9 protein-coding genes are annotated in these 12,244 nt (G+C 54.8%); 5 read left to right on the top strand and 4 right to left on the bottom strand.

What is annotated here, in order from left to right; all coding sequences use genetic code 11:
• Positions 1–86 precede the first annotated feature (86 nt).
• The 4 genes from ACLQMU_RS07030 (at position 87) to ACLQMU_RS07015 (ending at position 5,736) form a co-directional block, all read left to right on the top strand.
• Complete coding sequence (locus ACLQMU_RS07030; RefSeq protein ID WP_422150078.1) at positions 87–1,340, top strand: ADP-dependent glucokinase/phosphofructokinase; 1,254 nt, start codon at positions 87–89, stop codon at positions 1,338–1,340.
• Positions 1,341–1,639: 299 nt separating this feature from the next.
• A complete protein-coding gene (locus ACLQMU_RS07025; protein WP_422150077.1) occupies positions 1,640–2,779 on the top strand; it encodes a glycosyltransferase family 4 protein in 1,140 nt (379 codons plus the stop codon).
• Positions 2,776–4,017 carry a glycosyltransferase family 4 protein gene (locus ACLQMU_RS07020; RefSeq protein WP_422150076.1) on the top strand — a complete coding sequence of 414 codons (1,242 nt, stop codon included), beginning with the start codon at positions 2,776–2,778 and terminating at the stop codon, positions 4,015–4,017. Before ACLQMU_RS07025 ends, ACLQMU_RS07020 begins: the two co-directional genes overlap by 4 nt.
• 9 nt (positions 4,018–4,026) lie before the next feature.
• The gene (locus ACLQMU_RS07015; protein WP_443673629.1) at positions 4,027–5,736 is read left to right on the top strand and encodes an amylo-alpha-1,6-glucosidase; all 1,710 of its coding nucleotides are present in this window, start codon (positions 4,027–4,029) and stop codon (positions 5,734–5,736) included.
• Positions 5,737–5,989: 253 nt separating this feature from the next.
• Here ACLQMU_RS07015 and ppsA read toward each other — a convergent pair whose 3' ends face one another.
• From ppsA to ACLQMU_RS07000, 3 genes are all read right to left on the bottom strand, one after another.
• Entirely contained in the window at positions 5,990–8,410 is a 2,421-nt protein-coding gene (ppsA, locus tag ACLQMU_RS07010; RefSeq protein WP_422150074.1) for a phosphoenolpyruvate synthase, read from the bottom strand.
• Positions 8,407–8,625, bottom strand: coding sequence for a hypothetical protein (locus ACLQMU_RS07005; RefSeq protein WP_422150073.1), 219 nt, complete (start codon positions 8,623–8,625; stop codon positions 8,407–8,409). Before ACLQMU_RS07005 ends, ppsA begins: the two co-directional genes overlap by 4 nt.
• A gap of 117 nt (positions 8,626–8,742) precedes the next feature.
• Positions 8,743–9,342: a hypothetical protein gene (locus ACLQMU_RS07000; protein ID WP_422150072.1), complete on the bottom strand. Its 600-nt coding sequence runs from the start codon at positions 9,340–9,342 to the stop codon at positions 8,743–8,745.
• 183 nt (positions 9,343–9,525) lie between these two features.
• Here ACLQMU_RS07000 and ACLQMU_RS06995 point away from each other — a divergent pair, with 183 nt between their 5' ends.
• Positions 9,526–10,764, top strand: coding sequence for a phosphoglycerate kinase (locus ACLQMU_RS06995; RefSeq protein WP_424040904.1), 1,239 nt, complete (start codon positions 9,526–9,528; stop codon positions 10,762–10,764).
• Between the two features lie 107 nt (positions 10,765–10,871).
• On the opposite strand, the gene ACLQMU_RS06990 is transcribed toward ACLQMU_RS06995, so the two are convergent.
• On the bottom strand, positions 10,872–12,244 hold a 1,373-nt coding region (locus ACLQMU_RS06990; RefSeq protein WP_443673628.1), incomplete at its 5' end, for a phosphomannomutase/phosphoglucomutase.

Raw genomic sequence — 12,244 nt, 5'->3', positions numbered from 1 at the left:
GTCGACCCTGAAAACAAAGAACAGATCGCGGGGAGGGCATTCTTATTTTCCAAGCGTCAAATAAAGGAGGTGAGAGGAGACGTTTTGTGAATACCGGAATCTGGAAGAACCTGTACCAATCCCTGCAAAAACCGCAGGCAGGCCCGGTAGTTACCGGGTTCAATGCCAATATCGATCGGGTCATTCCGGTGACCCCCGATCTGCTGAGATCCCTTGAACAGCATACCGTTCCGGGGTCCGATGTCCTGCTTTCCCGGTTGGAACATTCAATGCGTTACTGTTCAGCCGATGAGATGTTTGTCAGTGATCCCTCCGTGTTCCATGAGCTTGCAGATTTTTTTTCAGACTCGGGGACGCTCACAATCGGGGGGCAGGCAGGGATTGCCGCGATCCAGATGCGCAGGCTCGGCATCGCATCGGTTACCTGTGCTGTGCCCGCTGCCGGCCCTCACACGCGTGACATACTCCGGAATGCCGGTGTCATTCCCCTGACCTTTGAACCAGAAGCCGACGATCATTCTGACCTCATCCATCTCATCTTCGAATATCCCCTGGGCCTCGTGCCCGTGGCTGACGGTGTTGTGCCCCGGAGCAACCGGTTTATCGTGTCACCGGTCCACGATCCATCCACGGTTATCGTCCCGAAAGAATTTGAGGACTCTTTTCTGGAACAGATTGCCACCTGCCGGCGTGCATTCCTGTCAGGCTACCAGTACCTGCAGGCAAAAGAGGAATTTATCACCGCAAGCCGGCAGATCCGGTTGATCCGCGACGTTAATCCCCTGATGCGGACGCATGTTGAATGCGTATCGGGGGCAGGCCGGCCTGTGCTGGATATGATGATCCGTTATATCCTTCCGAATACCGACAGCATCGGATTCAATGAGCAGGAACTGGGGATGCTGATGCATGCGCTCGGGGCACCCGGTCCGGTACCGGCTGCTCCATTCCCCACGTTGCCGGTTGCCATGGCGCGTGAAGCTATCGCTTTTGCAAATGCCACGGGTGTGCCCCGGGTTCACCTCCATACGTTCGGATATTATATTCTCGTTCTAAAACCCGGACTCGTGCAGCCGGAATTATCCCGGAATGCCCTGCTCCTTGCTGCACGGCTTACTGTCGATGCAGCGGAAGGGGATGACCAGATTTTATCACGGGAAGGTCTTTTGGCATACGCAGATGTCCGCGAAGCGTTTGGCCCGGATGAAGCGCCGGGAATTTTCCATAGTAATGATCGGGTAGTGGTGTTCATCCCCACCTGTATATCACAACAGGTTCGCAAGACGACCGGGCTTGGCGACATTCTTTCATCCACGGCGTTCGTTGCAGATCCGTTCTGATAAAAAAATCCTCCTGGTTTTGCAGGAGAAAGATTCTCTCTCTCAAAAATTGTAAACAGGGATCATTTTTATATCCTGTCTCTGAGATTTAACCAACTACTGATACGTATTCCGGAGGATATTGAAACGGCTCCCGGGTTCTATGGAATCACCCGGGGCCATAGTTATGAAAATGGGGATAGGCAGGAAGGAACCGGATTAAGAACATCTTCGCTGATGCGAGTCTGCTTAAGAAAATTTAAGGAGTGCACTGCACCAAAGGATTCAGTGAATCTGGTTTTTATGAGGAGGGAACGTCTTTGGAGTCACTTAAGATAGCTATTTTCTGCTGGGAATCACTCTATGCCGAGCGCGTGGGTGGACTTGCCCCTGCAGCGACACATCTTGCCCAGACTCTTGCGCAGCACCATGAGGTGCATTACTTCACCCGTGGCTGGATCCCGGACCAGACGATCAAGGGTGTTTCCTACCATTACTGCCAGCCCCAGGGGAACAACATCGTGGAGTACTGCAATAGTATGAGCCTTGCGATGGTGGAAAATTTCCGCAGGTTCGACGCAGGCCGGAAATTTGATTACCTTCATTTTAATGACTGGCATGCCGTGCAGGCACTTCATATCCTGCAGGACCGGAACACCGTTCTTACGTATCATTCAACAGAATACGGGAGGAGCGGAAACCATTTTGGCGACTGGTGGGAGTTTAAGGAGATCTCCGGCAAGGAGTGGTATGGGGGGCTGATTGCAAAACGGGTAACGGCCGTTTCAGCGGCGCTTAAAAATGAGGTCATGCAGCTCTATCATGTCCCTGACTGGAAATGTGACGTTGTTCCCAATGGTATCGTGCCCCGCGAATACCAGGCCCGGATCGATCCCGGGGAGGTAAAACGGGCATACGGGATCCAGCCGGCCGACCCGCTCATCCTCTTTATCGGCAGGCTGGCCTACCAGAAAGGTCCTGACCTGCTCATCGAAGCGATGAAAACCGTGAGCCGCGACCACCATGATGCACAATTAATTGTTGCCGGAGAGGGGGACATGCGCCAGGATCTGATGGAGCGGGCAAAAGATATGCCCGTTCATTTTGCGGGATACATTCCCGATTCGGCATATGTCCGTCTCCTGAATGCCTGCGATCTTGTCGTTATTCCCAGCCGGAACGAACCGTTCGGCCTTGTCCTTCTGGAAGCATGGAGTGCCGAAAAAGGGGTGGTTGCATCCAATGTCGGAGGCCTTTCTGAAAATATCGATTCGCTCGTTGATGGTGTGAAGGTCGAACCCGGAGCGGGTGCACTCGCCGGGGGGATGAACACGGTGATCGACACCCCTCAACAGGCGGTTGCACTGGGAAAACGAGGCAGGAAAAAAGTAGACCGCGTGTTCCGGTGGGGCCCGATTGGCGGGAAGATTCTCGAGACATATTCCCGGGTGGCAGCATGAAAATCGCTTATTTTGTCGATGAATTTCCTCCCTTTTTCCGGGGGGGGCTGGGGACGTATGCAAATGAGATGTCTCAGGAGTTCATCCGTAAAGGGCATTCCCTCTCGGTTTTCTCGCGAAACAGGGGAAGTGACCCGACATCGGAGATCTGGTCGGGTATCGATGTCCATCGCCCGCTGCTCATGAAATTTTCCGATATCTTTTCCATTGTTAACCCGGCTGAAGTGAAGACCTGGGATGAGAACGGGCAGGAATTTTTCGCTGAAACTCTCCTGTACAACCTGCTCTCTGCATCAAAACTGGTAAATTATCTTGTTCCAAAGGAGAACCAGCACTACGATCTGCTGGTTTCCCATGACTGGCTCGCGGCACTTGCCGGTATCATAGCCAGAAGAAATCTCGGGATACCGTTTGTCTTTCACTTCCATTCCACGGAACAGGGAAGAAATCCCCACGGGTCTCCGACTATCAAAGATATTGAACACCTGTCTGCCACCATCGCAGACCGCATCGTTACCGTCAGCTATGCCATGAGGGACGAACTGGTGAGCTATGGCTATCCCGAGGCAAAGATACGGGTCATCCACAATGGTGTCGATGAGAAGAAATATGACGCCACACGGTTTTCGCCAGGTGAGATCAAAGAATTCCGCGAAAAGATCGGGGTGGGGCACGCACCGATGATCTTTTTCATCGGCCGTCTCACCTGGGTAAAAGGTGTCGACACGCTCGTACGGGCAATGGTCCACATTAGAAAAGAGATCCCCGATGCAAAACTGGTCATCCTTGGCGTCGGCGACATGGACCAGATGCTGGAACATATGGTGCACAACCTGCACCTCGAAGAAAACGTTATTTTGCATTTCAGGATGGCACCGGAAGAGGAACGCCTCCGGTATTACGCCGCGTCCGATGTTGTTGTCCTGCCTTCAAAATACGAACCTTTCGGGATCGTCTGCACTGAAGCGATGTCTATGGGAAAACCGGTCGTTGTCGGGGCGCGGGGGACGTCGGGTTTTCGCGAGCAGGTAATTCCCAGCGGCGAAGGGATCTGCGGCTACCATATCAATCCGTACGATCCCATGGATATTGCAAAATTTGTCGTCGAAATCCTGAAACATCCTGACCTGGCTGAAACTATGGGTACGAATGGCAGGAACCGGGTAAAAGAGCAGTTCACATGGGACACTGCTTCAGAAAACACCCTGAGGGTGTACCGGGAACTCGTCAATATCTGAAAATTCACAATGGAGGCACTGATGGTGTTCCAGTACGGGAGGGAGATCCAGGTACCCGGTACCGCACGGATGCTTGAATTTTTAATGACATCGGACGATGGGTATTCTTCGTCGACTGCAGGTGGCAACACCAGAAGATATCATGGGCTTTTCGTTCAGGGGGGGCGCATGCTCCTTGCCGGGCTCGACGAAAAAGTAAACGGGATCCGGCTCTCCACCCAGCAGTACGAGAAGGCCTCCGATGATGAGGGGCTCCGGTACCTTTACGGGTTTTCGGTATACCCGCCATCGTGGGTTTACTGGCTTGATGATATCATCATCAAAAAGACCGTCTCGTTTGACGGCAATCTTTCGGTCGCGTACCAGATTTCCGGCGATGCAGACCTGTGGGTTCGTCCCCTTATCACCGACCGGCCGGTGCGTGAGCTTCTCAGGGCCCCTGCCCCGGCCTGCATAAATAAAAGGAATGGATTCGGGTGGAAGGAACTTTTTTTTGAGGGAGATCTTCCCTTTGAGTCCCATCCTGATACCTACCGGGATATCTGGTATCAGCGGGAACATGAGCGGGGATATGAAGCGGTTGAGGATCTTTATTCACCGGGCATTTTTGAGGGCCGCGTGAGTGATTCCACGGTTATGTTCCGGTGCACAGGGAATGCTCATAGTGCGCAAAACTCCCATCGCACACAGTCGCCGCAGACCTTCCCTGAATGGCTGGAATGGGCATCGGATGCGTTCTGCCACCGGGATGAAATAGTTGCCGGCTACCACTGGTTTTGCGAATCGTGGGGACGGGATTCTGCGATCAGTGTCACCGGCCTGCTCATCGAGCGCGGGCTGAAAAGTGAAGCACGTGCCGTACTTAAACGGCTTTCTGATATGAACCAGGATGGCGTGATCCCCAACAGGTTTCCCGATAATTACCACACCAGCGATGCCTCGTTGTGGTTTATCCACGCTCTCGCCCGGTACCGGCGCCGGTGGGGAGACGATCCCTTCATGGAGAAGATGAAACCTGTCATCGGAAACATTCTGGAGAACTACCCTTCTTCTCCTGTTGCCTCGCTGGACCATGAGCTGATCTCAGTCGTACCAAAAAGTACGTGGATGGATACAGAATTCACGCCACGGGGGGGAAAGCCGGTCGAGATCAACGCTCTCTGGATCGGTGCTTTGATGGAAGCGGAGGCCATGGGGATCCTGACGGCAGTCAGCCCTGATTCGGCACGCGAGGAATTCAAGCGGTTCTGGAATGAGACCGCACAGTGCCTCTACGATGTGATTGATCCCGTTGACCCTGCGATCCGGCCAAACCAGGTAATTGCAATCTCCCTTGGTCTTGTTAACCCGGAACAGGCAACCACGGCGCTGGACACGATTAACCGGCTCCTCCTGACGCCGTATGGACTTCGTACGCTTTCGCCCTCAGATCCGAAATACCAGGGATACTATACCGGTGACAGCAGTTACCATAACGGGAGTGTCTGGCCCTGGCTTACCGGCTGTTATGTGGAGGCACTCTTAAGAAACGATATTCCGAGGGAAAGGGCTGCGTGGGTCCTTGCCCCGGTGCTCCAGCATATACGAGAGGCGGGCATGGGGTACATTTCCGAAATATTTGATGGCAACCCCCCCCACCGTCCGGGAGGGTGCATAGCGCAGGCCTGGAGTGTGGCAGAAATTGCCCGGGCATACAAGCTGGTTTTTGAACCTGCCTGAACTTCTTACCCTGAACAAAGAGGATGCCGTGGACCTTGTCATGACAGGGCACCATATCCGGTCTTTGGCTTCCGGGCATTTGTGGGGATCAAGGCGGCAGCCGGGATGAGTGGTACGACCCCTGCTTCCCGCTGTTAACGGACGACCGGCGTATCGGTTTTTCCTCAACGGGTTGCAAATAAGGATTTTTTTTGAAATGAAAAATTGGTCGCCGGCTTCTGCCGTACCAGAGCCGGGCCGGGAAAAAGAACAATTACGTGGTTCTCTCTTTTTCCAGAAGCTCCTCCATCTCGACCACTTTAAGGGTAATCTTCATCACCGAGTCAGGGTTGAGGGAGATCGAATCGATGCCCTCCCTGACCAGGAACTCGGCGAACTCCGGGTAGTCGCTGGGCGCCTGGCCGCACAGGCCGGAATGGCGCCCGTTCCGCCGGGCACCCTGTATCGCCATGGATACGAATTTCATCACACCGGGATCCCGTTCGTCGAAATCGTGGGCAACTACCACCGAATCGCGGTCGACCCCGAGAGTCAGCTGGGTCAGGTCGTTCGAACCGATCGAGAAACCGTCGAACAACCGGCTGAATTCGTCGACAAGGAGGATGTTGTTCGGGATCTCGCACATCACGTAAACCTTCAGGCCGTTTTCGCCCCGTACAAGCCCGTTCTTCGCCATTTCGGCTAGCACCTTTTCACCTTCTTCAAGAGTCCGGCAGAACGGGATCATGATGATCAGGTTCGCGAGCCCCATCTCCCCGAGTACCCGTTTCATCGCACGGCATTCAAGGGCAAAACCTTCGCGGTACCTCTCATCGTAGTACCGGGACGCCCCGCGGAAGCCGAGCATCGGATTTGACTCCAGGGGTTCAAAAGAGCTCCCCCCGAGGAGGTTGGCGTACTCATTGGTCTTGAAGTCGCTCATCCTTACAACAACCGGCTTGGGATAGAAGGCGGCTGTAATCGTCCCGATGCCCTGTGACAGTTTCCCGATAAAATATTCTTCCGGGTTCTCGTACCCGTAGTTAAGTCCGGCAATCTTTGCCTTTACGCTCTCATCGGTGACTTTTTCCGGGTGGACCAGCGCCATCGGGTGGATCTTGATATAATTATTGATGACAAACTCCATCCGCGCAAGCCCGATGCCGTTATTGGGGATCATCGAGAGGGCAAATGCCTGGTCTGGTTCCCCGAGGTTCATCATGATCATCGTTTTCGGGCGCTTGAGGCCCTTGAGGGATATTTTTTCGACATGGAACGGCAATATCCCGCCGAACACGACTCCCTCGTCCCCCTCCGAACAGTTGACGGTGACTGCCTGGCCGGTCCTGATATTTTCTGTTGCATCGTTCGTCCCGACGACCGCCGCAACGCCGAGCTCCCTGCTGACGATCGCGGCATGGCAGGTCCGCCCTCCCCGGTTGGTCACGATCGCAGCGGCAGTCTTCATGACCGGTTCCCAGTCGGGATTCGTCGTATCTGCGACCAGTATCTCCCCGGGCCGGAACTCGCCGAGGTGGCTTATATCGGCGATCACCCGCGCTGTTCCGGTTGCGATCTTTTCACCCACGCCCTTTCCCTTCGCAAGCACCGGCCCCCGTTGCTCCAGGTGGTAGGTCAAAAGAACATCCCTTGCCTCCTGTGAGTGGACAGTCTCGGGCCGTGCCTGCACGATGAACAATTCCCCGGTGACGCCGTCTTTGGCCCATTCGATATCCATCGGCACGGGCTGGTGTGCTTTCTCCGAGTAATGATCCTCAATTTTGATCGCGTCGTTTGCCAGTTCGAGGATTTCGTCATCCGTGATACAGAACCGCCGGCTGTCCGATTCCGGGACATCCACGTTCCTTGTCAGGACCTTCGACGTGCCCTGCCCGTAGATCATCTTGATCTTCTTGTCGCCAAGGTTTTTCCTGACAATGGCCCGGTGCCCTGTCCGTAACGTCGGTTTGAAGACGTAGAACTCGTCCGGGTTGACGGCGCCCTGCACGATGTTCTCACCAAGACCGTACGAACCGGTGATGAAGACAACATCCCGGAACCCGGTCTCGGTGTCGAGGGTAAAGATCACCCCGCTCGACGCCATGTCGGAGCGGACCATCTTCATGACACCGATAGAGAGGGCGACCTTGAAATGGTCGAAATTCTGGTCGATCCGGTAGGATATCGCCCGGTCGGTAAACAGGGATGCAAAACATTTGCTGCATGCCTCCCTCAGCGCATTATATCCCCGGATGTTGAGGTAGGTCTCCTGCTGGCCGGCAAAAGAAGCGGTGGGGAGGTCTTCGGCGGTAGCAGAGCTCCTGACCGCCACATCAGTATCAGGGCCGTACTCTTCGCAGAGCCGGTCATAGGCCGCGCGTATCTCGTTCCAGATATCATCGGGGATTCCGGCGCCGAGGATCAGATCCCGTGCTTTTTTCCCCCGGCCTTCAAGATTGGTGACGCTGGTCTTATCGAGATCGGCCAGGGTTTCCCTGAGCCGGTCGATGACGCCGCCGGTCTTCACGACCAGCCAGTACGCGTCAGCGGTGATGGCAAACCCGTTGGGTATCCTCACCCCCACTTTTTTCAGGTCCTGGTACATCTCGCCAAGCGAGGCATTCTTGCCCCCGACACTGGCGACATCTTCGTTCCTGATCTCCGCAAACCAGCGGATATATTTTGCAGCGCTCATACCCGGGCCTCCGTATGCACATCAGCAAAGACTGAAGGTACCAGCGCGTTGTTGTCATGCCCCTTACAGCTATTCAGCTTGTTCACATCACTGTTTTTGGGGGCAACACCGGCACCGTGTAAAGGATGCATCTTTAAGGGCAGCGTCACTGCTTTTTCCTGTAGGTCAATGACGAGGTCGGCTATTGTTGATATATCTCCATCTGATTCCGGCATTGTATCACCATGGGAGCATAGGGTGCCGGGCGCTATTTATTACCTGTGGTAAGGGCAGGTCAAAGTTTTTCGGCAACCGCGACCGATACGGTGACAGGCCCCGGTAAAAAACAGAACCTACCGTTGCAGGAGCGTCGTAAGGATCAAAAGACCAAGGATAATAGTGATAACCATGAGGCCGAGAGTGATGCGCCCAAGCCAACGGTGGCTCACCCGTATAGTGTTTTTCGATTTTTTTGCGCGTTTTATGCAAATACCAAGAGCAATCGCGACAATTACCAAAAGTCCTGTTGTCACCCCGAATATCTCATGAATATTTCGCAGCGGGGGAAAGCCGGAAAGGGCGACCATGTAGATGCCGACAACCATGCCGGCAATGATGCAGGCGCCTCCCGCCGCTTCAAGAATTTTATGGGCATTGTACCAGTTCCCGGTTTTGTGATACCTCGCGATAATAAAACCGGCAGCGATGAGAACAAATCCTGCTGACATGAGCAGGACATGATAAGGCCAGTATATCCCGATACCCTGGTTAAACTGTCCGGCAATGGTGCCCGAAGGCGGGGTGGACAGGGCGGAGGCAGACCCGCACAGGATCGCCAGAATGACAGGTATGAGGAGGCCAAAGGGAATTTTTCCTGGCGCCCTGTCGGTCGGGCCGTTTGCCTGCGGTAACGTTACAGGGTTATTCCGGGAGATCCTGTGGAGTGGCAGCATATCCTGAATAATTGCACTATACACTATACCGGTATTTATCTCTTGAGAAAATTGCGGGTGCAGGTTATCCTGCCGGATTTGAATTTCCCGAATCAGCGGTGATGATCCCCGGCCATGGCTTTTTTGTGGTTTTCACGGAAAGAAAAGTTCCTGACGTATTTATATTAGAGTACCGGGTAACCGATGGTACGTAAACAGGATGTCTTTGTCAGTAAGGGGTGGGAGGAGGAAAAACGGATGCAGAAAAAAACGGTGAGAGATGTGGATGTTGGCGGAAAACGGGTACTGGTGAGGGTCGATTTTAATGTGCCCATGGACCAGAGCGGAAAAATCGAAGACGACAGCCGTATCCGGGCCTGTCTTCCCACGATCACGTACCTGGTCGATCACAGCGCCCGGGTCATCATCTGTTCCCATCTTGGCAGGCCTCACGGCAGGGTGGATGACCGTCTCCGGATGGGTCCGGTTGCCCGACGCCTCTCGGAACTTTTAAAGAAACCGGTTGAATCTCTGCAGAAGGTAACGGGGTCTGTGGTTGAGCAGGCGGTATCCGGCATGAAGGACGGGGATGTCATCCTTCTGGAGAACCTGAGATTCTGTCCGGGCGAGGAGGAGAATAATCCCGGATTTGCCCGGGATCTCTCCCGGCTCGCAGATATTTTTGTCAACGATGCATTTGGCGCGAGCCACCGGGCGCATGCGTCGACAGTCGGGGTGGCCGGGTATCTTCCGTGCGTCGCCGGCCTCCTTATGGAAAAGGAGATCGAACAGCTGAGTAAACTCCTTGAGGATCCCGCCCGGCCGTTTGCCATCATCCTCGGCGGGGCAAAGGTGGGCGAGAAGATGGGGATCCTGGAATATATTATTCCCAAGGTGGATCTTGTCCTTATCGGGGGAGGCGTGGCCGCCACGTTTCTGAAAAGCAGGGGTCACAATGTAGGAGTCTCGGCCGTGGAACCCGACAAGATGGAACTGGTCGAAACGATCCAGCAAAAGGCGGGGTCTCGTGGTGTCCGGGTCCTGCTACCGGAAGATGTAGTTGTGGCCGAAAAACTGGAACCCGACGCGGCCTTTCTGGTAGTGAGTGCAGACCGGATCCCGGCTGATAAAAGGATCGCGGATATCGGACCCCTGACCGTTGCGTTGTATACCAAAGAACTTAAACAATGCCGTACGGTCGCATGGAACGGTCCGATGGGGGCATTCGAGATCCCGCAGTTTTCAGATGGGACAAAATCCCTTGCGGCGGTGCTTGCCGGCCTCAGTGCAACAACAGTTATCGGAGGCGGATCCACGGCTGAAGCGGTGACGCAGCTCGGGCTCGCTGGGAAAATGACCCATGTCTCCACGGGCGGGGGAGCTTTCCTCCAGTTCCTGTCGGGAAAAACCCTGCCCGGGGTAGCGGTTCTGGCCGACATGTAGGAGAATTCGCCATTACACATCCTCCCGGTATCGTGCATCCGGGGACACTCGATAAGGTCATATCCCGGGGCACTCTCCCTTTGACCACGTTTATGGGAGTTTTCCGGTTATCCGGTTTCAATTTCCATTGACGGATCGGTCTCCCTGATCACCTTCAGGACCTCTGCCATCATGGTATCCCTGCGTCCTTTCGTATCGGCCTCGAGGTTAAGCCGTACGACCGGCTCGGTATTGGACGGTCTCAGGTTAAACCACCACAGGGGATATTCCATGGTCAGCCCGTCAAGGTGGTCGGTCTTTGCATCAGAAAACGCGGCCCCGAGTGCAGCCATGACCGAATCCCGTTTGCCTACCCGTATATTGATTTCCCCGGTCGAGAAGTATTTTTTGAGGGGCATAATGAGCCTTGAGAGAGGCAGGCCCTGTGCCGAGAGGAGGTTTACCATCTGGGCCATGGCAAAGATCCCGTTGTCGCAAAACCCCATGTCCCGGAAGTAGTAATGACCCGAAAGTTCACCGGCGAACAGGGCGTCATTCTCCCGCATCTGTTCCTTGATGAATGCATGGCCTACGCGGCAGCGGATCGCCCGCCCGCCGAGGCGTGTAATAGTCTCGGCAACTACCCGGCTCGAACGCAGGTCGTAGAGAAAGGTCGCCCCCGGTGTGGCGGTGAGGTAATACCCTGCGATCAGGGCAGTGATAAGGTCGGCGGGGATCCGTTCGCCGAGCTCGTCGACGAAGATACACCGGTCCGCGTCCCCGTCGAACGCAACCCCGAAGTCCGCATTCGCATCCTTCACCGTTTCCTGGAGTTCACTGGTTGCCGAAGGGAGGAAGGGGTTTGCACCGTGATGGGGAAACCGGCCATCGGGTTCGAGGTGAAGGGTCACCGGTTTAAGAATCGGAAATTTTAAAAAAAGCCGTTTTACCTCCGGTCCCGCCATACCGTCCCCGGCATCGACTGCGACAGTGAGGGGTTTTGGGTCATGGATAAAACCAGCCACATCATCAATATATGAACCGGTCAATTCCCCTGTTTTGTACGAACCGGCTGCCTGCTGACCCGTCCATTGCCCCGGACCCCCGGGCATCTCCCCGACCATGTGCTGGAGAGCCGGCAGTCCCTCGTCACCGGACAGGGGAATCGCATTCTCACGGCAGAGCTTAATGCCGTTCATTTCCTGGGTAAGGTGAGAAGCGGTGACCATGGCTCCTCCGTCGAACTTCCCTTTTATTATTGCATAGTACAGGAGGGGGGAGCTGGTCAGGCCGAAATCGGTCACGTGACCTCCTGCCCCGACAAATCCCCGGATAAAAGACGATGCAAGAGATGGCGAGGAGAGACGGGCGTCCCTTCCCACCGCAATCGTGCCGTATTTCATGATGCGGGCAAACGCCGATCCGATCCGTTCGGCAGATTTTTCGTCCAGTTCGCCGGGATATGAACCCCGGATATCGTAAGCCTTGAATATTCCGGTCA

It is taken from the genome of Methanoregula sp. (genome assembly GCF_052325125.1).
Taxonomy (GTDB): domain Archaea; phylum Halobacteriota; class Methanomicrobia; order Methanomicrobiales; family Methanospirillaceae; genus Methanoregula.
The sequence above is the reverse complement of the archived record's forward strand: the minus strand, read 5'-3'. Positions and strand labels throughout refer to the sequence as shown.

Excerpts from the sequence above, each read along its gene's own strand:
- ACLQMU_RS06995 (WP_424040904.1), top strand. The coding sequence starts at position 9,526 with ATGGTACGTAAACAGGATGTCTTTGTCAGTAAGGGGTGGGAGGAGGAA.
- ACLQMU_RS07015 (WP_443673629.1), top strand. The coding sequence starts at position 4,027 with ATGGAGGCACTGATGGTGTTCCAGTACGGGAGGGAGATCCAGGTACCC.
- ACLQMU_RS07000 (WP_422150072.1), bottom strand. The coding sequence starts at position 9,342 with ATGCTGCCACTCCACAGGATCTCCCGGAATAACCCTGTAACGTTACCG.
- ppsA (WP_422150074.1), bottom strand. The coding sequence starts at position 8,410 with ATGAGCGCTGCAAAATATATCCGCTGGTTTGCGGAGATCAGGAACGAA.
- ACLQMU_RS07005 (WP_422150073.1), bottom strand. The coding sequence starts at position 8,625 with ATGCCGGAATCAGATGGAGATATATCAACAATAGCCGACCTCGTCATT.
- ACLQMU_RS07020 (WP_422150076.1), top strand. The coding sequence starts at position 2,776 with ATGAAAATCGCTTATTTTGTCGATGAATTTCCTCCCTTTTTCCGGGGG.